Origin of the sequence: Streptomyces sp. NPDC059355, from assembly GCF_042752335.1 — a bacterium.
Lineage (GTDB): Bacteria > Actinomycetota > Actinomycetes > Streptomycetales > Streptomycetaceae > Streptomyces.
This window is the reverse complement of record NZ_JBHYXN010000015.1, coordinates 56,765-78,676: the sequence shown is the minus strand read 5'-3', so window position 1 is coordinate 78,676 and position 21,912 is coordinate 56,765. Positions and strand designations below refer to the sequence as shown.

The following is a 21,912-nucleotide window of genomic DNA, read 5'->3' as shown; positions in this document are numbered from 1 at the left end:
GGGGGAGCCGGACGGGCCGTTACTTGGAGGCGCCGAAGTCCTGCGTCCACCACGGGCCGCCGTCGCCCTTGTGCACGCCTATGCCGATCTCCTTGAAAGCGCAGTTGAGGATGTTGGCCCGGTGGCCGGCGCTGTTCATCCACGCGTCCATCACCGCGTCGGCGTCGGACTGGCCGCGCGCTATGTTCTCGCCCAGGCGGGACCAGGCGTACCCGGCGGCTTCCACCCGGCTGGTCATGGTGGATCCGTCGGGTCCGGTGTGCGACATGACGCCGCTGCGGGCCATGGTGTCGCTGTACGCCCGTGCGGCTGCGCTCAGCTTGCTGTTCGTGGTCAGGGGGCCGCATCCGGCGGTGGCCCGCTCCTTGTTGACCAGGGCGAGGACCGCGGACTCGCTGCCCGCGTCGACCGTGCCGGACCCTCCGGAGCTGCCGGATCCTCCGGAGCCGCCAGACCCTCCGGAACCGTTGCCCGTGGTCGCGGGCTTGCGCGCGGGCTTGTCGGCCGGAGCGGGCGCCGCCTTGGCCGCGATGCTGCTCTCCGCCGCCGAGGGCTGCGCGGGGGTGGCGGAAGCCGAGGCGTCGGCCCCGGGCGTCCCGGACGGGCTCGGACTCGTCGCGGCCGAGGCCTCGCCGGTGGGGACGGGAGGGGTGGGGGTCGCCGTCGCGGCATCGGCGCTCGCCGTCCCGGACAACGGTCCGGCGGCGCCGTCGGTGTGCCCGCCCCCGCGCGCTGCACCGTCGGAGTCGGCCACCGCGACGCCGACCGCCACCGCCGCGGCGGCAGCGGTGACGGACAGCACGATGCGCGTGCGCACCGTCTTCCTCCGTCGTTCTTCGACGCGGGACGGACGTCCGGGAGTACGGCTGGGGCTCATGCCGGTAACACCTCACAAGGCAGGGGAGGAGGGGAGTGCGTCCGAGCCTAGGTTGATGACCAGCGAAAAGAGCGATCTGGAGGGGTTCTTCAACTTCCCTTAAGGAAGCCCGCAGGATCGACACAGGGGCGATTGGGGCAATAACCCCACTTGCGGCAAAGGGCTTACGGACAGTCACGTACCGATCGCGGCTCCCGGCGGTGCAGTGCGCGGGTACCCAGGTCGTAGGCCATGCAGCCCAGGGCGAGGACGACGAGGGGCCATGCCGCCGGGGAGTCGGTGGATACGAGCCCGCCACCCATGAGGGCCCAGACCGACCCGGTGCCGAGCGCCGCGGTGCATGCGGGGGCGCTGGGGACGGCCACGCGGAGCAGTGCCTGCCTGCTTCCCGGATCGTGCTCCACCTGACCGGTCACCGCTGCTCCCCCTTGCCGAACTGGTCTCCGAGACGCCGCAGTTTGCGCCGGACGCGTTCTCCGAAGGTGCACGGGTCCACTCCCGCGAACGCCGCCGGGTGCAACTCGGCGGTCACCGCGGCAGCCTCCGTCCATGTCCACCTGGCGGTCGGCGCGGCGTAGGCCACGGCGACAGCGCGTTCGGTGGGGGTGAGCCGGGCGAGTACGGCGCTGATGCGCGGGTCGTCCGGCAGGTGCCCGTACAGCGCCTCGAAAGGGTCAGGGCCGCTGCTCAGCACGTCGTGGGTGGTCATGCCGTCGCCGAAGCAGTAGTCAAGGCTGTACAGCCGCAGGCCATTGATCTTGCGCTCCTGGTTCGGGGTGAGCCGGAGCTTGTTCCTGCGGGCATCCGCACGCAGCCGGTCCAGGTCCCGGCTCGTGAGTCCGGCATCCGTCCGGGTGGCCGTGTGCCACAGGTCGAGCAGGGCGGTTGAGACCGCCTCTTCCCACCGGGGGCCGTGGCCGCGTTTCCCGGGCCAGAGGTGGGGGTCGCTCGCGAAGGCGGAGACCTTGGCGGCATCACCCTTGGTGGCCGCGTAGGCGCTTTCGGCCGCCCGGATGGTTTCGTGCTGATCCTCCGGGGACAGCACGCCGTGCTTCCAGTGCCCCGAGTCCTGGCTGAAGTGGTGCCGGACCCAGGTGCTGGTCCGAGCGTGGGAGCCGTCGCCGAAGGGCTTGTTCGTGATGTAGACGTTCAGCCCCTCGGGGGCTGCGGGGGAGGCCTGCCGGGTGTCCGGCAGCAGGACTCCGTCAATGAAGACGAAGCGCTGCTCCCCTTTGCAGAAGTCCCAGTTGTCGATGTCGGTGTTCATCGTGCCTCCGCGTTCCGGTGCGAACAGGTTCACTCCTCAGTCCTGGCAGCGCCGCCAATCGGCAATGCGGAAAAGTGACTTGCGTCACAGCGTGGGACGGTGCCTGGCGTGCCGCGTGCGCCTCCGGCCGGATGCCGGCACGGTCGGCCGTGGGCCCGGGGCTCTTAAGATCTTCTTAGGAGGGCTTCCTACGCTCGCCGTCCATGACGACCCGACAACTGTCCGCCGTGCTCGGCGTTCTCCTCACCGCGGCTCTCGCACCCATGGCGCTCGCGCCGGCCGCCGTGGCGGCTCCCGCCGGCTCCGGCTCCGGGCGCGCGGGCCTGCACCCGGTCCCGGCCCAGTACCTCTACTCCTCCATCGGGGACTTCGACGCGGAGGTCAAGCCCTTGATCGACCGGCCCGACATCGCCGGTGTCCAGGTGGTCGTGCCGTGGAAGGCCCTGGAACCGCAGAAGGATCAGTACGACTTCTCCGCGATCGAGGAGGCGCTCACCGTCCTCCAGGCACGCCACAAGAAGCTGTTCGTCCAGGTGCAGGACCGATTCTTCAGCGCTCCCACAAGGCTCCCGAACTACCTGCTCACGGACCCGGCTTACGCCGGAGGTGCCGCGCCGACCACCAACGAGAGCGGGCTCGGCCCCGGCGAACCCGGAGCCGTCGCGGCCCAGTGGGTCCCCGAGGTGCGGGGGCGCTTCCAGAGCCTGCTCAAAGCGCTGGCCGACCGCTTCGACGGACGGCTGGCGGGGGTGAACCTTCCGGAGACCGCAACGCAGGTCGATCTGGACAAGGACCGCAGCGGCTACACCGACGAGTCGTACTTCCGGGCCGAACTCGACAACATGGCCTTCGGCGCAAAGGTCTTCAGGCGCACGCAGTTCATCCAGTACGTGAACTTCTGGCCCGGGGAGTGGAACAACGACCACGGCTACATGGAGAGGACCTTCGAGTTCGCCAAGGCCCACGGAGTGGGTCTCGGCGGCCCCGACGTCCTGCCGAACCGCCAGGCGCAGATGGAGAACTCCTACCCCTTCTTCGAGCGGTACCGCGGAAAGCTCCGCATGGTGGCGATGGCGGTGCAGGAACCGGACTTCGAGTACACCAACCCCTCGACCGGCAAGCCGTACACCAAGGAGGAGTTCGTCGACTTCGGCGGCCGGCGCCTGGGCGCGGACGTGATGTTCTGGGCGACGAGCGCACCCTGGCTCCACCGGCCCGCGTCCTGACAGCGCTGCCCGCACCGCACCGCCCCGGTGATGCGCCGAGTGCGTCTCAGGCGAAGGGGGTCTTGTCGGGGCGGCAGACCGTGCCCGGGGGCGGGAGCGTCCCGTCGACGAAGTAGCGGCTCTCGTACGCGCTGATGCAGCTGCTGGCGTTGTTGAACAGGGCCGTGTGCCCGTACCCGTCGTTGGTGAGCAGGCGGGCGTCCGCCAGCTCCTTCGTCATGGCCTGGGCACCCGTATACGGCGTGGAGGGGTCGTAGCGGGTCCCGATCACGAGGACGGGGTGGGCGGTGGGCCTGTTCCACGGGCCGTCGTACCCGTCGGCGGACCGGGCGGGCCAGGTGGCGCACGGTTCTGCGGCCCAGGTCCAGAAGCGTCCGGCGTCGCCGCTCCGCCGGGCGCTGTCCTCCTCCAGGCCGTGGTAGACGGCGGGGTCGCTCGGGTTGGGGCTGTCGGAGCACCACACGGACGCCGCCTGCTCGTCGCCCAGGTACGGGTTCGGCTGAGCGACCGGGGGCGGCGGCGGGTACACCGGCGGCCCCGGAACGCGGCCCTGCGACAGCTCCTGGAGCCGCCGCGCGAGATCCGTCCAGCCGGGGTTGACGAGATAGAGGCTGTTCACCGTGTCGGCCACGGTCTTGGCGTACGTCCACGGGCCCACCGGACGCTCCCGGAGCCGCCGCATCAGCTGGTCGAACTTGTCGCGGGTGGCCTCCGGGCTGCCCGCGGAGAAGGCGCAGCGGGACGTGGGGGCGGATCCGCACAGGGCGAGGAACCGGTCCAGGGTGGCCGCCGCGGTGCGGTCGGAGCCCATGCGCAGCAGCGTCGTGGTGCGCGGCTCGCCCGGTGCGGCTCCGTTCGTCCAGGCCTGCGGGGCGATGTTGCTGTCGAGGACCATGGCCCGGACCTTGCCGGGGAAGAGATTGGCGTAGGTGGCGCCCAGGATCGTGCCGTAGGAGACGCCGAGGTAGTTGAGCTGCGGGTCGCCCACCGATCGGCGCAGCAATTCGAGGTCACGGGCGGTGTCGGCGGTCGACACGTGGCGCAGCAGGTCCGGGTCGCGCTTCTCGCAGCGCCGGCCGAGGTCCTCGTACGCGTCGATCCAGGCCTTCCGCTCCTTCTCGCCCACCGGGAAGCCGCCCGGCTTGGCGGCGGCCCAGGCGTCGGCCTCCCGGGTGTTGGCGAAGCAGTTCACCGCGGTGCTGTTGCCGATCCCGCGGGGGTCCCAGCTGACGATGTCGAACCGTTCGCGCAGTTCCCTGGGGAAGGCGTCGTAGTTCTGCGGCACCTGCACGGTCCCCGGTCCCCCGGGGCCTCCCGGGTTCACGAACAGGGTGCCGATGCGCTTCCCGGGATCGGTGGCCTGCCGGCGGACGACCGCGAGGTCGATGGTGCGGCCCGCGGGGGCGGAGTGGTCGAGCGGCACCTTGGCCGTGGCGCAGTCGTACGGGCTGCCGGGCTTGCAGGGGCTCCAGTCCAGCCGCGGAACGGTCACCGAAGGTGACGTCGGAGCCGGTGGCGGTGACGGAGCCCTCTGCGCGGCGGTGGCGAGTCCGGGCGCGGTGAGCAGCGCGGAGCAGGCCAGCGTCGCGGCCACGGCTGCCGCGCGCCGGCGGTGGCCGGATGTGGCACCTGGTACGGACATGATCCGCCCTCCTCCGTTGCGTCGAGGGCACTGTCCGGCGGCCGATGCCGCCGCACCGGTACACACAGTTCTGTTACCACCAAACCGCGATTCGGCGGCGCGCGCCAGGGGTGCCCGGTCGTGTGGCCCGCTGTCGGCCGTGCGGCTGCGCGGGCGGATCCCGCCGCTCTAACTCCAACCTGTGTTGTTCATAGAATGGCCGGATGAAGGACATCGATGCGATCGCGGTGTTGCAGGATCCGGTGCGGCGTCGTCTGTACGAATACGTGGCGGCGCAGGGCCGTGAAGTCGGCCGCAACGAGGCCGCCGAGGCGGCCGGGGTGGCGCGCACGCTCGCCGCGCACCACCTGGACAAGCTGGCCGAAGCCGGGCTGCTGGAGAGCGGCAGCCGTCGCCTGACGGGCCGCTCGGGGCCGGGCGCGGGCCGTCCCGCGAAGGTGTACACGCGGGCGCTGACCGAGCGGTCGGTATCGCTGCCCGCCCGTGACTACCGCACCGCCGCCGCATTGCTCGCCGAGGCCGCCGAGGAGGCAGGACTCGATGCCGGACTCCGTGCCGCCGCGAGCCGCCGGGGTGAGGCCCTGCGCGGGTCGACCGCACCCTGCGCCGGCCTCGAAGGGGCCATGGAGGTGCTGGCCGCCCGTGGCTATGAACCGTATCTGGCGGACGCCGGGAGCCCCCGTGGCGCCGAGGGCCCCGAGGGGGAGGCCGGGGCGCCCGGATCCGTCGTCCGCATGCGCAACTGCCCCTTCCACGCCCTCGCGGAACACTTCCCGCCGCTCGTCTGCGGCATGAACCTCGCACTGCTGGAGGGACTGCTCGGCACCGACGGCCCTGTCCGGGCCCGCATGGACGCCCGGCCGGGGGAGTGCTGCGTGGTGGTCGAGGCTTCTAAAAACAATAATGATTGACATAGAAATGAGGGCCGTGCTGGGATGAGGACATGACCGCATCCCAGCACGGCCCGCGCGCCGCCCACCTCGCCCAGCTGAACGTCGCCACGCTCCGGCACCCGCTCGACGACCCGCGCATGGCGCCGTTCGTGGAGCTGCTCGATCCGGTCAACGCCGCCGCCGATGGCACGCCGGGGTTCGTGTGGCGGCTGGTGGAGGAAGGGGCGGCCGATGCCACGGAGCTGCGGCCGGCGGGCGAGGACGTCATCGTCAACATGTCCGTGTGGGAGACCCGGGAGGCGCTGTGGGACTTCGCCTACCGCAGCGGGCACTTGGAGGTGATGCGGCGGCGTCGTGAGTGGTTCGCACGGCATGTCGAAGCACACCTGGTCCTGTGGTGGGTGCCTGCCGGTCACCTTCCGACCGTCGACGAGGCGCTGGAGCGGCTCGCGGACCTTCGGGCGCACGGGCCGTCCCCGCGGGCGTTCACCTTCGTCTCCTCCTTCACCGCTGCCGAGGCTGCCCGGTACACGCTCCTCAGGTGACCGGGGCGAGCAGCCGGTCGGCGACCGCCGCCGCGATGGGCAGGTCCGTCTCGGACTCGTACCAGGAGAACCCCGGCGACGGGTTGACCTCGAAGCAGGCGATCCGCCCGTCCGGGAGGAGTTCCAGGTCCACGCCCGCGAAGGGCAGCCCCGGATCGGCGGCCAGAGCGACACGGCGTTCGGCGATGTCGTCGTCGAGGCGGTGGGCGTGCAGCCGTGCGTCGACTCCCGCTTGGGCCCGGGCGTAGCGGTAGTCGACCGCGGTGGAGTCGACGCGGACGGCGAACGTCCGATCGCCGACCACGTGGACCCGTACGTCCGGGCCGGCGAGGCGCTCCTGGAACTGGACCGGGCACCACCGAAGGCGTTCCAGGCGGCTCGTGTCGCGGACCGGTTCGAAGGCCGTCACCAGGGACCGGATGCCGCCGGCGGACTTGTACACCGCCCCGCGGTGCAGGTCCACGAAGCCGAGGACCTCGTCCGGGTCGTCGTCGGAGACCAGGGCCGCCGGGCTGTAGAACCCGTGACGGGCGATGAGCTGGGCCTGTAGGGCTTGGACGTGTTGGAGGCCATGGCCGACAGCGGGTTCGCGATCCGGCGGCCGCCCATGGCGCGCGCCACCTCGGTGGAGCTCAGGAGCGTGTCGGGCGGCGCGCAGCAGGGCGCCGAACTCCCCCTGCGGAGCAACGCCCGTGTCGATCGGACTGGGCTGCACCATCCGGTCGCCGATCTGGAACGTCGAGTCGACGCACGCGACATGGAAGTTGGTGAGGGCGGCCTCGGCCTGGGACGCCCGTGGGACTCCGGACGGCAGGCTGGTGCCGGCGGTCGATGTCGACCCGGACGCCGAGGTCCCGGCCGAACTGCGCGTCCCGGACGTCGAGGGACTGCCGCTGGTGGTCGAGAAACGCCGGTACGACCCGCAGTAGGCGACGGCGAAGGCCCCCGGCAGGGGGCTTGCCGTGCCTGCTCGGCGTGACCGGTCACGTCCGCCAGTAGGTACCCGACCGGGAGTCGACGTGGACGAGATGCCGGCCGACGCGCACCACGTGGTAGCCGGCACCGGCCCATGAGCCGGTGTCGCCGTCGCCGGCCGGCAGCGGGGTCCAGATCTCCAGGAAGGTGCTGCCGTCCGTGTTGGTGCCGCGCTCGACGAGGTTCGCACCCTCCCACCGGAAGGTGCCCGTGTCCTCGCCGGGCTCGCCCTCCAGGTGGTGGAAGTGGACCCGGGAGCCGTCGAAGGACGTGACGCCGGCGAAGCCCCGGCTGTCGGCGAAGTACGGACCGGCCTGCAGCCACACCACTTCGCGGTCTTCGACCAGCGGACCGCCGTTGCGGCTGATGCCGCGCCGCAGCCACGCCCCCCGCTCGGGCACCGGGACGCCCTGCCCGTCCTCCGGCGCGAGGCTCCCGGGCGTATCCGTCGGCTCAGCCATCGGCGGCGGTGTCGTCAACGGCCCGCAGAGAGAGCTCGATGTTCCCGCGGATGGCCTGTGAGTAGGGGCAGACCGCGTCCGCCCGGTGGAGCAGGGGCAGCAGGTCGGCCGCGTTCCACCCCGCCAGGGAGCCCGTGAGGCCGACCGCGAGACCGTAGCCCGCGGGCGTGTCCGTCGTACCGAGCCGTACCTCGCACGCGACGCGCGCGGCCGAGGCGTCCGCCCCGAACTCGGCTGCGACCTCGGCGAGCGCGGACGTGAAACAGGCGGCGAACCCTGCTGCGAACAACTGCTCGGGGTTGGTGGTACCGGGCGTCTTCTTGAGCGGCGGGGCCAGACGGACGCCGAGGCGCCCGTCATCGGAGAGCACCGATCCGGTACGGCCCCCGACGGCGTGGGCGGTCGTCCGGTAGAGGGTGCGGGTCAGCGGCACGGTCATGTGGTCAGCCCATCTGTACGACGAGGGAACGCCACCCGGGGCCGGACAGCGCTAGGGCGTCTGCCGGTGGGGCAGTGCCTGGCGCGTCGTCGTGCATGACCGGGTACGGCGCGTCTCGTCCGGGGCCTGGGGACCGGGCCACCGGATAATCTAGCAACGGGAGCGGGCCCGCCGGGACGCCCACCTGCGGTGACCCTCCTCACCCCCGTGGACCTGACAGGTCCTCCCGGACTTGACCGGCTCTGGAAGTGCACCGGGACGGCCGGGTCGCCGCTGAATACGGTGCCCGAGTCGCACGCCATCAACGTGCGGTTCGGGGGGTCGAGCAAAGCCACCCCTGTCGATCCACGACAGTCACAGGGAGCAGAAGTGAACCGCAGGAAGTTGTCGATGGTGTCGATGTGCGCCGCACTCGCCGTCACGGGCGCGACCGCGCTGACCGGCTGCAACAAGGACAGCGGCGCCGCCGGCGTCGCCGCCGACGGAAAGGCGATCTACAAGATCGGTTTCCAGGGCCCGCTCACGGGCGAGAGCTCCGCCATCGGCGTGAACATGGAGAACGGCGTCAAGCTGGCCGTCAAGCAGGCCAACGCCCGGGGCGACCTGGCCTTCCACGTGGAGTACGCGGCATCCGACGACGCCGGCTCCCCGGACCAGTCCCCGGCCGCGGCGCAGAAGCTCATCGACGACGAGAGCGTCCTCGGCCTGGTCGGCCCCGCCTTCTCCGGCGCGGCCAAGGCCTCGGGCCGGCTGTACTCGGAGGCCGGCCTGGTCTCCGTCTCCCACGCCAGCAACCCGAGCCTGCCCGAGCTCGGCTTCCGCTCCTTCGTGCGTTCCGTCCCGAACGACAACGCCCAGGGCGGCGCCATGGTCACGTACTTCACCAAGCAGCTGGGGACCAAGAAGGTCTACCTCGTCGACGACAAGAGCGAGTACGGCGTCGGCCTTTCCAAGGTCGCCGAGAAGCAGCTCAAGGAAGCCGGTGTCGAGGTCGTCAAGGCCAGCGTCCCCTCGAAGACCCCCGACTACACCGCTGCCGCCACGGCCGTGAAGCACTCCGGCGCCGACGCGCTGATCTACAACGGGCTCTACTCGGACGCGGCGCCGTTCGCCAAGAAGCTCAAGGATATAGGCTTCGACAAGCCGAAGATCGCCAGCGACGGGACGTACGACAAGAAGTTCACCGAGCTGGCCGGCGACGCGGCCGAGGGCTGGCTGCTGACCTGCCAGTGCCTGGACGCCAACGTCGACCCGGGCACCAAGCAGTTCGCCGAGGACTACAAGACGGAGTACAAGGCCCCGCCCGGCCTGTACGCGGCCGAGTCCTACGACGCCACCAACCTCATCATCGAGCAGATCAAGGCGCTCGGCGGCGGCGACGGCGGAGACGTGCGGCGCGAGGCCGTCCTGGAGAAGGTGAAGAAGGCCCACTACAAGGGCCTCACGCGGCAGTTCTCGTTCAAGGAGAACGGCGAGTTCGCCGGCAACGGCATCTACCTCAGCGAGGTCAAGGGCGGCCGGATCACCCTCAAGGGCAACGTCGACACGCTGGTGAGCGCGGGCTGACGAGCGATGACACTCCTGGAATTCCGCGACTACCTGGTCCCGGGCCTCGCGCTCGGCGCGCTGTACTCCGTGATCGCCATCGGCTACACCCTGGTCTACGGCGTGCTCAAGCTGATCAACTTCGCCCACAGCGAGGTGTTCATGCTGGGCGGCTTCGGAGCGCTGATCGTGCTCACCGAGGTCGCCCCCGGCCACCCCTCCGGGCTGGTGTCGGTCCTGCTCGTCCTCCTCGGCCTGGTCGTCTCCGGCCTGGTCGGGGCGGGCACCGCCTTCGGTCTGGAGAAGGTCGCCTACCGGCCGCTGCGCAAGCGCAACGCGCCCGCGCTGATCTTCCTGATCAGTGCCATCGGCGCCTCGTTCTTCCTCTACAACCTCGCGGGCAAGCTCTTCGGGCGCGACCCCAAGGCCATGCCCGCGCTCTTCGACAACGGCGTGCTCTTCCACGTTCTCGGAGCACCGGTCGACGTCGTCAAGCTGCTGCTGATCGTCGCCGCGCTGGTGATGATCGTCGGCCTCGACCTGCTGGTGCGCCGCACCAAGCTGGGCTCCGCCATCCGGGCCGTCGCACAGGACCCCGAGGCCGCCGGCCTGATGGGCGTCGACATCGACAGGATCGTCTCCCGTACGTTCGTGATCGGCGGGGTCCTCGGCGGGATCGCCGGCTTCCTCTTCGGGCTCAACAGCCAGGTCTCGTTCACCATGGGCTTCATCCCCGGCATCACGGCCTTCGCCGCGGCCGTCCTCGGCGGCATCGGCAACATTCGCGGTGCCATGCTCGGCGGAATGCTTCTCGGCCTGGTCGAGACCTACAACGTCCCGCTGTTCGGCGAGGAATGGCGCTACGTCGCGGCCTTCGCGGTCCTGGTCGTCGTGCTGATGTTCCGCCCGACCGGCATCCTCAGCGCGAAGCTCGGGAGGACGGCATGAGCACGATCGACGACACGCGTGTGGTCACCCCGGGGCGGGCCGCGCACCTCCCGATGTCCACGTCCACGGTGTCCTTCCGTCCCACCCGGCCCTCGGCCGAGGCCCTGGCGGCCCTGCGCAGGCACCGCTGGTACGAGCGTCCGCGCTGGCGCAGGCTGTGCACCCTCACCGCCGTCGGCGTCCTGCTCGCCGTGATGACCGGCGAGCAGGGATCCGGAGCCGACCTGCTGCTCTCCCTGCGCACGACCTTCACCGGGACCGCACTGTGGGCCTGGATCGCCGCGGCCGTCGCCCTCTGGGCGGTCGCCGAGTTCGGCGCCGCCCCGCGCCGTGCCGTGGCCTCCGGTGCCAGGGCCGCCGCTCCGCTGGCCAGGATCCGCCCGGCACTCGACAGCCGCCCCGGGCTGCGCGTGGCGTTGGTGGTGGCCGGGCTCGCCGCGGCCGTGTTCCTGCCCCTGCTGTTCGACCGGTCCACGAACCAGGTCCTGGTCGACTGGGTCGGCATCTACATCCTGCTCGCCCTCGGACTCAACGTCGTCATCGGATGGGCCGGTCTGCTCGACCTCGGCTTCGTGGCGTTCTTCGCGATCGGCAGCTACAGCACCGCCTTCTGGAGCGGACAACTGCCCGTCAAGCCGCCGTTCGAGCTGAACCCGTTCCTGTCCATCCCCGTCGCGATGGTCACCTGCCTGCTCGCGGGCATCCTGCTCGGTGCCCCGACCCTGCGCCTGCGCGGCGACTACCTCGCCATCGTCACCCTCGGCTTCCACGAGATCATCTACCTGATCGCCAAGAACGCCGAATCGGTGACGGGCGGCTCCCTGGGCGTCTTCGGCATCCCGCACTTCTCCGTGGACCTCGGCCCCGTGCAATACCGCTGGGGCCTGGACCCGCTGGACTACCTGTGGCTGCTCATCGGCCTGATCACGGTCCTGGTGCTGCTCTTCCGCAAGCTGGTGCGCTCCAAGATCGGACGCACCTGGGAGGCCATCCGCGAGGACGAGGTCGCCGCGGCCGCGCACGGAGTGGACACGGTGAAGTACAAGCTGATGGCCTTCGCCATCGGCGCCTCCACCTCCGGAGTCGCCGGCGCCGTCTACGCCAGCAAGGTCGGGTTCATCAACCCCGAGAACTTCCCGCTGCTGTACTCGGTGCTGGTCCTCGCCTACGTGATCTTCGGCGGGATGGGCTCCATCCCCGGCGTCCTGCTGGGGGCCGCACTCCTGGCCTATCTGCCGCACGGCCTGAAGGACGTGGTGGACCAGAAGGACCGGTTCATGTACCTGGGCGCCCTGCTGGTGGTCATGATGATCTACCGCCCGCAGGGACTCCTGCCCGCCAGGCGCCGCAGGCGCACCGTCCGCACGCGGGAGGCATCATGACGACCACACTCGCGGAGCGCACGGCGCCGGCGCCGGCACCCGACACCTGCGCCCCGGTCCTCCTGGTATCGGGAGTGACCTTGCGCTTCGGCGGCCTGGTCTCCCTCTCCGAAGTGGACCTCACCGTACGACGGGGCGAGATCCACGCCGTGATCGGCCCCAACGGCGCGGGCAAGACCTCCTTGTTCAACTCGCTCACCGGCGCCTACACACCACAGGAAGGGCGCGTGCTCCTGCGCACCGACGCCGGTACGGAGCACAGCCTGCTCGGCCGCAAGCCCCACCACGTCAACCGGCTCGGTGTGGCCCGTACCTTCCAGAACATCCGCCTCTTCTCCGCCCTGACCGCCCTGGAGAACGTCAAGGTCGCGGCGGAGAGCGGAACTCGCTGCGGGCCGCTGAGCATCATGCTCGGCCTGCCCCGGGCGAAGGCGGAGGAACGCGCCGCCGAGGAGACGGCCCGGCGCCTGCTCGCACTGGTGGGCCTCGACGGCCGGGCCGAGGAGAGGGCCGACTCCCTCTCCTACGGGGACCAGCGCCGGCTGGAGATCGCCAGGGCGCTGGCCACCGGCCCCCGGCTGCTCCTTCCTGGACGAACCGGCCGCGGGCACCAACCCCACCGAGAAGCGGGAACTGGCCGCGCTGATCCGCCGCATCAACCGTGAACTCGACATCAGCGTGCTGCTGATCGAGCACGACATGCCCCTGGTGACCTCGGTGGCCGACCGGGTGACCGTGCTCAACTTCGGCAAGGTCATCGCCTCCGGCTCGCCGTCCGAGGTACAGCGCGACCCGGCGGTCGTGGAGGCCTACCTCGGCACCTCCGACACGGACTCCCGGCAAGGACGGACCCGATGACCGCAGCGGCACACCTCGCGCACAGGACCGCCGTCACGGCCCCGGTCCCGACCCCGACGATCCTGGAACTCGCCGATCTCCACGTGTCCCACGGTGCGATCAGCGCGCTGCGGGGCATCGACATGGCCGTCCGCGAGGGGGAGGTGGTCGCACTGCTCGGCGCCAACGGCGCCGGCAAGACCACCACCCTGCGCACCATCTCCGGCCTGCACCGACCCGCTGCGGGAGCGGTGAGGTTCTGCGGGGAGCGCATCGACGGCATCCCCTCCCACTCGGTCGTGGGCCTCGGCATCGGCCACTCGCCGGAGGGCCGCAGGGTCTTCGCCGACATGACGGTCCTGGAGAACCTCCACATGGGCGCCTACCGCTTCAAACGGCTGCGGCAGGAGGACCTGGAGCGGGTGTTCGCCCTCTTCCCCCGCCTGGCCGAGCGGCGCACCCAGCAGGCCGGCACCCTCTCCGGCGGGGAGCAGCAGATGCTCGCCATGGGACGCGCCCTGATGGGCCGCCCCGAACTGCTGCTCCTCGACGAGCCGTCGATGGGCCTGGCCCCGCTGATCGTGGCGCAGATCTTCGAGATCATCAAGGAGATCAACGCCCAGGGCACCACGGTGCTCCTGGTCGAGCAGAACGCCGCCCAGGCCCTCAGGATCGCCGACCGCGGCTACGTCCTGGAGACGGGCCGGATCACCATGCACGCCCCGGCCCACGAGCTCCTCGACGACCCCCGTATCCGCACCGCCTACCTCGGCGAGACCACCCCCTGACACCACCACACACCCGCTGCTCCCTCAGGTGCCGACCGGGTCAGGGCCGCGCAGGGCGCTGGTCAGCGGGGCCAGTACGCGCCATCCTGTCGTCTCGTACAGAGCACGGCCCTCCGGCGTCGCGCCCAGCACGCCTGCCGTGGCCCCCTGCTGCGCGGCAGCCTCGGTGAGTCTGTCCATCACCAGGCGCCCCAGGCCGCGGCGCTGGTGGGCCGGGTCGGTCTCCACCTGGTCGACCACGGCGGTGCGGCCGGTGACGGCGATCTGGGCGCGGGCGGCGAAAGCGCCGTCGGCGGTGCGGACCAGAGCGCGCGTGACGCCGTCACGTGTCCAGGTGTTCATCCGGTACCCCGCGGGGATCCGGACCGGGGCCCGGGTGGGGGCGACGGGCAGGGCGGCGGCCATCAAGTAGCCGGCTCCGCCGGCGAGGTGCCAGCCGGGAGCGAGCCAGGTTTCCAGTGTTTCCGGCGGAACGAAGGCCTTCAACCAGACGCCGGGCGCGGTGGCGTCACCGGTGATCTCGCGGACGGTCGCCTCGTCCGCGGAGTGCAGGACGTGGCGCATGACGTGCCCGTGCAGGCCCACGTCGATGGTGAAACCCCAGGCTGAGGGCGCGGGTTCGGCTGCACCGCGCGAAGCGGACCAACCGTGAACCCATGCCCGTACGGCCTCGGCGGTGTGCGCGAAAGGCAAGACTTCCCCCTCGTGGGTAACGACTGAACTCGTGGATTGATTATTACATCAGGGGTCGCGGCGGACCGCGGAGGACACCCGGCCCCGGCAGCCCCCTGTACGGCCTCTTCCGGCCAGTCGAGTACGCACCCCATCGCCCGTTTCGGGCACCTCGTCCTACGGCGTCGAGGCTCAAAGACGCCCGTCGTCGGACGGCCGGCGTCCCGGGTTCCCGGTCGGGTTCAGGCCTGCCCGCCCACGCGCCTTCTGCGGCGCGCCGGGCCGGACGTATTCCCCGACCGGGCCACCCCGGCGGGAAGGGCGGATTCCGCGGCCGATTCGGCCCCGACTTGATTCAGCCTGAAAGGAGAGTTCTCGCCAATGAACTCCAGGAGGCAATCTCATTCCTACGAGGAAGGCCAACCGCCAAGGAGACGGAGGGCCGCCGATCGGTAGGGAGTTGAGGTATGTCCAGGATCGTTCTCGTGTCGGGAAGTCTGCGCCGGCACTCGGTGAACAGTGCGGCTCTCGCCACCATCCGGGGCATTCTCGACCGGCGTGACGGTGAATTCCGTACCTCGGAGATCAGGGTCGCCGATCTTCCCTACTACGACGAGGATCTGGACGTGGGTCCCGGACCGGCAGCGGTGAGTGCCGCACGCGAGCTGCTCATCGCATCCGATGCCGCGATCATCAGTACACCGTCCTACAACGGTGCCATGACAGGGGCGTTGAAGAACGCCCTCGACTGGCTCTCCCGACCGTGGAAGGCGAGTTCCCTCTCCGGCAAGCCCGTCGCACTCCTCACCGCTTCCCCGGGGAGATACGGCGGCGCCGATGCGCAGCCCGACACGCGCAGGGTCCTCGAAAGGTGCGGCGCCGTACTGATCGACCATGCGCGGGTGGCCATCGGCAATGCCGAATTCCTGGTCGGCCGCGACGGGACCATCACCGAACCCTCGGTGGTGGCGGAGCTCGAAGGCCTCGTCGAAGCCACCGTCGCCGCGGTACGCGGCCACCACCGGCTCCCCGTCGCCGCCTAGGGTCGCCAGGCCCCCTCGTGCACACCCACAGACATGCCCGTCGAGGCAGCGGTCTCGATCCGGGCACGGCAAATGACCCGCCACTGGAAGGAGGTGATCGAGTGAAGAAGATCGTCCGTCGCGTCGTCCGTCACGACATCTGATTCTCCGGTCCCGCCCCTCGTATGTGCGGAGGAGGTGAATTCCATGAAGAAGAACGTCGTCCGTCGTGTCATCAACAGCAAGATCTGAGCCCTTCCGGGTCGGATCGATTGCTTCCGCCGGAGTCATGGCGAAGGTGGTGGTTGCTGTGAAGAAGGTCGTCCGCCGCGTGTCCCGCAACAAGATCTGAGCCGTGCCCTCCGGGGTCGCCTGATCATTCCCGGTATCGCGCAGCGAGGGAGGTGACTTTCATGGCCAAGGGCATCGTCCGTCGTGTCACCCGCAACAAGATCTGAGACCCCCAGGGGCCGGATCTCTCCGGGCGCCTCTCCCGATATCTCACCCGTGGAAGGAGGTGATTGCATGAAGAAGATCGTCCGTCGTGTCGTCCGACACGACATCTGATGCGGAATCCGCATCTCAGCTGAGGGGGCTCACCCCCTCGGGCACCTGTCTCCCGGGGAAAGCGAACTGCTTTCCCCGGGGGCTGTCCCATTGAACCAACCAACAGGGGGTATTTCCATGGCGAACCTGGAGCGCCTGACCCGTATCGTGAACAGTCCCGGCCGGGGCCTCCTGGGCGCGGACGCCCGTGGCGGTCTGCACTGGCTCGACCGTGATCTCAACGTGCTGAGTTCGTCCAATTCCTCCGCCCCGTCGCAGGACCCCGCCGGTGACCCGATCTATGCGGTCACCCTCGTCGACGACTGGATCGTCACGCGCGACAAGACGGGCACGATCTCCCGCTGGCACGCCGACACCCTGCGGCTCTCCGACCGCCTCGACGCCGCCGCGACCGCCGACGCCTCGCTGCTCCTCGAAGGCGAGCAGCCCGCCCCCACCATGCTCCGCGGCATCGGTGTCTGGGACGGCAAGCTCTACACGAACAACGGGTACTTCCAGGTCGTCGTCATCGACCTGGAGACCTTCACCGTCGAGCGGATCACCGAGTGGCCGCACGGCTACGACATGCTCGAATGGTTCTGCACCGACGCCCCCGGCGTGCACGCCGTCTCCGACCGGTCCGGCCGCATCCACCTCGGCTCGCTGCCGGACCTCTCCTTCCCGACGGTCGTCCAGGTCGACACGTCCAACGTCCACCGGGTCGTCTACGACGCCCGGCACAACCGTCTCTGGGCCCTCGGCGACGCGGGCATCGACGAGACCCACAACATCGCCAACGGCGTGATCACGGTGGGTCTCGACGGCACCGTCGGCGAGCGCTTCGACTACGCGCGCAACGACGTCGAAGGCCTCGTCTTCTCGCCCGACTTCTCCTCCGTCTACACCGGCGGCTTCGACGGCGAGCTGCTGATCTTCGACAACACCGACCCCGAGCTGCGCGTGGCCAAGCGGGTGGGCGGCTTCAGCCACCAGATCATCGACATCACGATCGACGAGCACGGCGACGTCTACACCCTCACCCAGGACGGTGAGGTGACCGCGCTGACGGCGGACGGCACCGTACGCGCCCGGCTCGGCTACGAGCGCCAGTGCGTGTGGGACCTCCAGCCCGTCCCGGGCGACGACAGCGCACTGTTGGCCGCGACCGACGACGGCACCGCCCTGCTGCGCCTGGTCGAGCAGGTCCCGGGCCACCCGGCGCTCGTCCTGGCCGGACAGGAGTTCTCGGGCCTCGGCTTCACCCGCCGCCTCGTCACCCTCGGCGACGGCTGGGCGGGGGTCTTCTGGCCGGGGACCGTACGCCGCGTCTCCGGCGCGGGCCACGTGGTGTGGGAGCGGCAGATGCCCGCCGTCTCGCACACGCTCAGCCGGTCCCCCGACGGCAGCCGACTGCTCGTCGCCTGCAACGCCGGCGCGATCGAACTCGACGCCGCGACCGGGGAGGAGCTGTCCCGGATCGACGATCTGCCCGCCAGCGCCTGGGCGAGCGCCTACCTGGAGGACGGCAGCCGGCTCATCGCCACCCGGAACGGGGTGATGGCCGCCTACTCCGCAGAGGGCGAGGCCACATGGACCACCGAACTCGGCGGCTATCCCAAGCGCCTCCTGGTCGAGGGCAACCGGGTGCACGCCACCGGTGGCGGCGGCATCAAGGAGTTCGAGGTCGGCGAGCCCAAGCTCGGCCAGCGCTTCACCGAGCTGCTCGACAACACCTGCGAGAACTCCGTCGTGGCCGACGGCATCCTCGTCGCGATCACGTACGGTCTCCAGGTCGCGGCGTACGACCACGAAACCGGTGAACTCCTCGGGCTCCACGAGGACCTGCCCGACTTCCCCAAGGGCATCGCCCTGCTGCGCGGCCAGGACGGCACCACGTACGTCGTCATCGGCGGCCGCGGCGGATACCTCCGGCTCTACCGGCTGGACCGCGAACGCAAGGACAGCGTCCTGACCGCCGTGCGCGACCTGTGGCTGCCCACCTCCACCGGCGACTATCCGAACGCCGGCGCACGATGAGCTCTCCCGCGGCCACCATGCCCAAGGCCGGCCCCGCCTCCGGTTCGGATGCGGTGGTCGAGCCCTCGCCCTTCCAGAGCCCGCGGTTCAGGGTGTTCGCTGCGGGAAACGCTGTCAACAACATCGGCGAGGCGATGTACGCCACGGCCCTGCCGCTGCTCGCCTACCGGCTGACCGGCTCGCTCGCCATCATGACGCTGCTGGCCGCCGCGGTCCCCGTGGGCATGCTCCTGGCCCCCTCCCTGGGCTGGGTCGCCGACCGCTGGGGGCCGCGGGCCCTGGTCGTACCCGGTCTGCTGCTGCAGGCCGCCGCCGCCCTGGTCATGAACCTCGTCCTGCACGCGGGCCCGCCCACCCCGGCCTCGCTCTTCGTCTGCGCGCTGCTCGTCGCGATCGGCGGAGCCGCGTACCGGACGGGCTGGATGACCGGAGTGCCGGGGATGTTCCCCGACTGCCCGGTGCGCGCACGAGGGACGCTGAACAGCCTCTTCTTCGCCGCCACCCTCATCGGCCCCGTGGTCTTCTCCCTCTGTCTGCCCTTCATGGGCTACGAGGGTCTGCTGTGGCTCAACCTGGCCACCTTCTTCGCGCCGATCGCGGTCTGGGCGATGGGGGTGCACCCGCCCCGCGTCCAGCCGGGCGGGCCCGGCACGGGCCGCAACTGGAAGCTCTCCGAGGGGTGGAACGCGATCGTCGCGGACCGCCGTGTCCGCGACATGCTCATCGTGCAGGTGGTGCTCGCCATCACCTGCGGTGCGGGCTTCGAAGCCCTGGTCGTCTACTCGCTCGGCCACACCTGGCACCTCTCCGACCGCTCGGTGAGCGCCGTCATCACCGTGATGAACGCGTGCATGCTCGCGGGCAACCTGCTCGTCGCCCAGCGCAAGCGGATCCGCCCGTGGATCTCCCTGACGCTGGGCATGACGGCCTGCGGCCTGTCGCTGCTGCTGCTGGCCGTGCCGTGGTGGCCGGTGTTCCTCGCGGCGGTCGCACTCGGCGCGCTCGGCGAAGGCGCCGTCCTGAGCACCGTCGTGATGATGCGGGTCAAGTACCTGCCCGGGCCGGTGCTGGGGCGCGCCTCGGGTCTGATGTGGCTCATCACCGGCGGCGCCGCGCTGCTCTCGCCCGCCGTCACCCCGGCACTGACCGAGGCCGTCGGAGCACGGGGGACGTTCCTCGTGCTCGGCCTGGGCGCGTGCTCCGCCCTCTGGTACCTGAGGCGCGGCCGCAAAGACTGGGTCCGGCCGTCCGCGCCGGTCGCCTCCGAATCGAACGTCCAGGAGGAATCACCATGCACGAAGTTGCCGAAACATCCCACAGGACGTCCCACCTCGGGTCCCTCCTGACCCGTGCCACGGTGCGCTCCGAGGTGCGCGTCCCGCTGAGCTTCGGGCCCGGCCCCCAGCTCGACGCACGGGTCATGACCTTCGACGGCCTGGCCGACGGCAAGGAGCACCTGGCCCTCGAACTCGGTGTCCGCCCGGCCGACGGCGTCCCCCTGGTCCGCCTCCACTCGGAGTGCCTGACCGGCGACGTCTTCGGATCCGCCCGGTGCGACTGCGGTCCGCAGCTGCACGAGGCCCTGCGGATGATCGACGGCGTCGGAGGCGTGCTGCTCTACCTGCGGCAGGAGGGGCGCGGCATCGGCCTCTACAACAAGCTCGACGCGTACCGGCTCCAGGACGACGGCCTGGACACGTACGAGGCCAACCGCGCCCTGGGCCTCGGCGACGACCTGCGGGACTACACGGCCGCGGCGCAGATGCTGCGGACGCTCGGGATCACCGAGGTCGATCTGCTCACGAACAACCCCGACAAGTCCGGCCAGTTGACCCGGTACGGCATCGCCGTGCGCAGCACCGTGCGGACCGGGGTGTTCGCCAACCCCCACAACATCTCGTACCTCACGGCCAAGGCCGACAAGACGCTGCACACCATCAGCCTCAAGGAGATGATCGCGTGATCAAGCACCAGGGACCGATCAGCGGGGTCGCCACCTTCGGTGACCGCTACGTGGCCACCGCCGGCTACGACAACCAGGTCATCCTCTGGGACGCCGCGGGGCACACGCCCCTGGCCCGCGGCGTGCACGACCATCTGGTCAACCAGGTGGCGTTCAGTCCGGACGGCTCGCTGCTCGTCACCTCCTCCAGCGACTACAGCGCACGCCTGTGGTCGGTCCCCGACCTGCGGCTGCGCGCGGTGCTGGGGGACCAGAAGGACGACGTGGAGATGTCCGTCTTCCACCCGGAGCAGGAGCTGGTCGCCACGGCCTCCCGTGACCACACGGTCCGCGTGTACGACTTCTCCGGCGCCGTCGTCCGCCGCTTCGAGGGCCACACCGCCGACGTGATCTCCGTCGAGTGGCTGCCCGCCACCGGCGAGCTGATCTCCTCCAGCGACGACGGGACGATCAAACGCTGGTCGCTCACCACCGGTGAGATGACCGCCGACATCGACCTCGACGGTGTCGAGACCGACACCATCGCGATCACGCGCGGCGGCGTGGTGTTCGCCGGGAACGACGACGGCGCCATCATCCGCATCGAGAACGGCGAGACCGAGTACTTCCCGGCCCACGACGCCGGCATCAAGCGCCTCGTCCTCAACTCCGCGACCGGCGCCCTCGTCAGCCTCAGCTACGACCGCTCCCTGCGGGTGTGGGACACGGCCGAGGGGCTGCGCCCGCTGCACACCGCCGAGTTCCCCGCGGAGATCTGGGCCCGGTCCTGCGCGTTCCTCGACGACCACACGCTCGCCTTCGCCACCTTCGGCTCCACGTACGCGACGTACGACACCGTGTCCGCGACCTGGAACCTGGACCTGGTGGAGGGCACGCGCTGCGTGAACGCCGTCACCACCCTGCCGGACGGGCGCACCTACACCGTCGGGGACGCGGGCGTCGTCCGCGTCGACGGGGTCGAGGGGGGACGTCCGGACAGCCTGTGCAACTTCCTGGTCCCCGTGGGCGGCCGGGTGCTCACCGGCGGGCAGCTGGGCCGGGTCTTCGACGCCGACACCGGCGAGACGCTCCACCAGCACCGCTCCCCGCTGAACTGCGCGGCCGCCTTCGAGCGCGACGGCGTACCGCACGTCGTCGTCGGCGCCTACACCGGTGAGGGTCTCGTCTTCGCCGTACGGGCGGACGGGGTGGTCGAGCAGGTGGCGACGCTCCCGCTGCTCGCCAACGCCGTGAAGGGCCTGGCCGTGTCCGGCGACACGATCTTCGCGGTGTGCGCGGACGCCTCGGCCAGCTGGTTCAGCACGCAGACCCTTCAGGAGACCGCCCGCGTGGAGGAGGCGCACACCCGGATCGCCAACGGCTGCGCACCGCTGCCCGGCGGCCGGTTCGCCAGCGTCAGCCGGGACCTGGTCCTGCGGCTGTGGGACGGCGACGGTGCTACGGCCGTGCCCACCCCGCACGACCACTCCGTCAAGTGCGTCGCGGCCTCCGCCGACGGCGCCCTGGTGGCCACCGGCTCGTACGGGGGCACGGTCGCCGTCTACGACACGCGCACCGGAGCCTGGCCGTACGTCGGCAAGCCGACCACCGCGGGCATCTCCAGCCTCCACTACGCGCCGGAGGCGGACACCTTCCTCGCGGCTTCGTACGACGGCTCGGTGTACCCGGTCCCGGCGGCCCGGGAGGTGAACGGCGTCTGACGCCGTGACCTGCTCGGCGAGTGCCGCCGTGCCGCTCCACCGCGGCACGGCGGCACGCTGCGTCGACGGGCCGTGTGCCCGTGGTCTGGCGGCGCCGATGCCGATGCCGACGGTGCCCGGTGGCTCGGTGGGCGCTCACGTTACGTC

General features: G+C 70.7%; 23 protein-coding genes and 1 riboswitch. Of the genes, 15 read left to right on the top strand and 8 right to left on the bottom strand.

Annotation, left to right across the window (positions count from 1 at the left end; all coding sequences use genetic code 11):
• Positions 1-19 precede the first annotated feature (19 nt).
• From ACFXGI_RS16805 to ACFXGI_RS16795, 3 genes are all read right to left on the bottom strand, one after another.
• Complete coding sequence (locus tag ACFXGI_RS16805) at positions 20-817, bottom strand: CAP domain-containing protein (RefSeq protein WP_384706661.1); 798 nt, start codon at positions 815-817, stop codon at positions 20-22.
• A 224-nt stretch (positions 818-1,041) separates the two neighbouring features.
• A complete protein-coding gene (locus tag ACFXGI_RS16800) occupies positions 1,042-1,293 on the bottom strand; it encodes a hypothetical protein (protein WP_384706659.1) in 252 nt (83 codons plus the stop codon).
• A complete protein-coding gene (locus ACFXGI_RS16795; RefSeq protein WP_384706657.1) occupies positions 1,290-2,144 on the bottom strand; it encodes a hypothetical protein in 855 nt (284 codons plus the stop codon). Before ACFXGI_RS16795 ends, ACFXGI_RS16800 begins: the two co-directional genes overlap by 4 nt.
• Before the next feature lie 203 nt (positions 2,145-2,347).
• Between ACFXGI_RS16795 and ACFXGI_RS16790 the strand changes: the two genes are divergently transcribed.
• Entirely contained in the window at positions 2,348-3,370 is a 1,023-nt protein-coding gene (locus tag ACFXGI_RS16790; RefSeq protein WP_384706655.1) for a hypothetical protein, read from the top strand.
• Between the two features lie 46 nt (positions 3,371-3,416).
• On the opposite strand, the gene ACFXGI_RS16785 is transcribed toward ACFXGI_RS16790, so the two are convergent.
• Positions 3,417-5,012 carry an alpha/beta fold hydrolase gene (locus ACFXGI_RS16785; RefSeq protein ID WP_384706653.1) on the bottom strand — a complete coding sequence of 532 codons (1,596 nt, stop codon included), beginning with the start codon at positions 5,010-5,012 and terminating at the stop codon, positions 3,417-3,419.
• 203 nt (positions 5,013-5,215) lie between these two features.
• Here ACFXGI_RS16785 and ACFXGI_RS16780 point away from each other — a divergent pair, with 203 nt between their 5' ends.
• Both ACFXGI_RS16780 and ACFXGI_RS16775 read left to right on the top strand, forming a co-directional pair.
• On the top strand, positions 5,216-5,923 hold the full coding sequence (locus ACFXGI_RS16780; RefSeq protein ID WP_384706651.1) for a helix-turn-helix transcriptional regulator: 708 nt from the start codon (positions 5,216-5,218) through the stop codon (positions 5,921-5,923).
• 32 nt (positions 5,924-5,955) lie between these two features.
• Positions 5,956-6,450 carry a DUF3291 domain-containing protein gene (locus ACFXGI_RS16775; protein ID WP_384706649.1) on the top strand — a complete coding sequence of 165 codons (495 nt, stop codon included), beginning with the start codon at positions 5,956-5,958 and terminating at the stop codon, positions 6,448-6,450.
• Here ACFXGI_RS16775 and ACFXGI_RS16770 read toward each other — a convergent pair.
• Positions 6,443-7,168, bottom strand: a complete 726-nt coding sequence (locus tag ACFXGI_RS16770) for a RimK family alpha-L-glutamate ligase (protein WP_384706647.1) — start codon at positions 7,166-7,168, stop codon at positions 6,443-6,445. The two genes, ACFXGI_RS16775 and ACFXGI_RS16770, sit on opposite strands and share 8 nt — an antisense overlap.
• On the opposite strand from ACFXGI_RS16770, the gene ACFXGI_RS16765 reads away from it, so the two are divergent.
• The gene (locus tag ACFXGI_RS16765; protein WP_384706645.1) at positions 7,143-7,379 is read left to right on the top strand and encodes a hypothetical protein; all 237 of its coding nucleotides are present in this window, start codon (positions 7,143-7,145) and stop codon (positions 7,377-7,379) included. The two genes, ACFXGI_RS16770 and ACFXGI_RS16765, sit on opposite strands and share 26 nt — an antisense overlap.
• 54 nt (positions 7,380-7,433) lie before the next feature.
• Here the strand turns inward: ACFXGI_RS16765 and ACFXGI_RS16760 are convergent, their stop codons facing one another.
• Entirely contained in the window at positions 7,434-7,886 is a 453-nt protein-coding gene (locus ACFXGI_RS16760; RefSeq protein ID WP_384706643.1) for a hypothetical protein, read from the bottom strand.
• Positions 7,879-8,325 carry an Ohr family peroxiredoxin gene (locus ACFXGI_RS16755; protein ID WP_384706641.1) on the bottom strand — a complete coding sequence of 149 codons (447 nt, stop codon included), beginning with the start codon at positions 8,323-8,325 and terminating at the stop codon, positions 7,879-7,881. The genes ACFXGI_RS16760 and ACFXGI_RS16755 overlap by 8 nt, the downstream gene beginning before the upstream one ends.
• Positions 8,326-8,405: 80 nt before the next feature.
• A riboswitch (guanidine-III (ykkC-III) riboswitch) is annotated at positions 8,406-8,469 on the bottom strand.
• Between the two features lie 225 nt (positions 8,470-8,694).
• Here ACFXGI_RS16755 and ACFXGI_RS16750 point away from each other — a divergent pair.
• The 6 genes from ACFXGI_RS16750 to ACFXGI_RS16725 are packed head-to-tail and all read left to right on the top strand — an operon-like array spanning position 8,695 to position 13,825.
• Entirely contained in the window at positions 8,695-9,891 is a 1,197-nt protein-coding gene (locus ACFXGI_RS16750) for a branched-chain amino acid ABC transporter substrate-binding protein (RefSeq protein WP_384706639.1), read from the top strand.
• Positions 9,892-9,897: 6 nt separating this feature from the next.
• Positions 9,898-10,818: a branched-chain amino acid ABC transporter permease gene (locus ACFXGI_RS16745; protein WP_384706637.1), complete on the top strand. Its 921-nt coding sequence runs from the start codon at positions 9,898-9,900 to the stop codon at positions 10,816-10,818.
• Complete coding sequence (locus ACFXGI_RS16740) at positions 10,815-12,200, top strand: branched-chain amino acid ABC transporter permease (RefSeq protein ID WP_384706635.1); 1,386 nt, start codon at positions 10,815-10,817, stop codon at positions 12,198-12,200. Before ACFXGI_RS16745 ends, ACFXGI_RS16740 begins: the two co-directional genes overlap by 4 nt.
• Entirely contained in the window at positions 12,197-12,865 is a 669-nt protein-coding gene (locus ACFXGI_RS16735) for an ABC transporter ATP-binding protein (protein ID WP_384706633.1), read from the top strand. Before ACFXGI_RS16740 ends, ACFXGI_RS16735 begins: the two co-directional genes overlap by 4 nt.
• 13 nt (positions 12,866-12,878) lie before the next feature.
• Entirely contained in the window at positions 12,879-13,058 is a 180-nt protein-coding gene (locus tag ACFXGI_RS16730; protein ID WP_384706631.1) for a hypothetical protein, read from the top strand.
• Entirely contained in the window at positions 13,055-13,825 is a 771-nt protein-coding gene (locus ACFXGI_RS16725; RefSeq protein WP_384706629.1) for an ABC transporter ATP-binding protein, read from the top strand. Before ACFXGI_RS16730 ends, ACFXGI_RS16725 begins: the two co-directional genes overlap by 4 nt.
• A gap of 24 nt (positions 13,826-13,849) precedes the next feature.
• Here the strand turns inward: ACFXGI_RS16725 and ACFXGI_RS16720 are convergent, their stop codons facing one another.
• Positions 13,850-14,518, bottom strand: a complete 669-nt coding sequence (locus ACFXGI_RS16720) for a GNAT family N-acetyltransferase (protein ID WP_384706627.1) — start codon at positions 14,516-14,518, stop codon at positions 13,850-13,852.
• 446 nt (positions 14,519-14,964) lie between these two features.
• Between ACFXGI_RS16720 and ACFXGI_RS16715 the strand changes: the two genes are divergently transcribed.
• From ACFXGI_RS16715 to ACFXGI_RS16695, 5 genes are all read left to right on the top strand, one after another.
• Complete coding sequence (locus ACFXGI_RS16715) at positions 14,965-15,540, top strand: NADPH-dependent FMN reductase (protein WP_384706625.1); 576 nt, start codon at positions 14,965-14,967, stop codon at positions 15,538-15,540.
• A 663-nt stretch (positions 15,541-16,203) separates the two neighbouring features.
• Entirely contained in the window at positions 16,204-18,102 is a 1,899-nt protein-coding gene (locus ACFXGI_RS16710) for a PQQ-binding-like beta-propeller repeat protein (protein WP_384706623.1), read from the top strand.
• Positions 18,099-19,448 carry an MFS transporter gene (locus ACFXGI_RS16705; protein ID WP_384706621.1) on the top strand — a complete coding sequence of 450 codons (1,350 nt, stop codon included), beginning with the start codon at positions 18,099-18,101 and terminating at the stop codon, positions 19,446-19,448. Before ACFXGI_RS16710 ends, ACFXGI_RS16705 begins: the two co-directional genes overlap by 4 nt.
• Entirely contained in the window at positions 19,394-20,065 is a 672-nt protein-coding gene (gene ribA / locus ACFXGI_RS16700) for a GTP cyclohydrolase II (RefSeq protein ID WP_384706619.1), read from the top strand. The genes ACFXGI_RS16705 and ribA overlap by 55 nt, the downstream gene beginning before the upstream one ends.
• Entirely contained in the window at positions 20,062-21,765 is a 1,704-nt protein-coding gene (locus ACFXGI_RS16695) for a WD40 repeat domain-containing protein (RefSeq protein WP_384706617.1), read from the top strand. Before ribA ends, ACFXGI_RS16695 begins: the two co-directional genes overlap by 4 nt.
• The last annotated feature ends 147 nt before the right edge of the window (positions 21,766-21,912 follow it).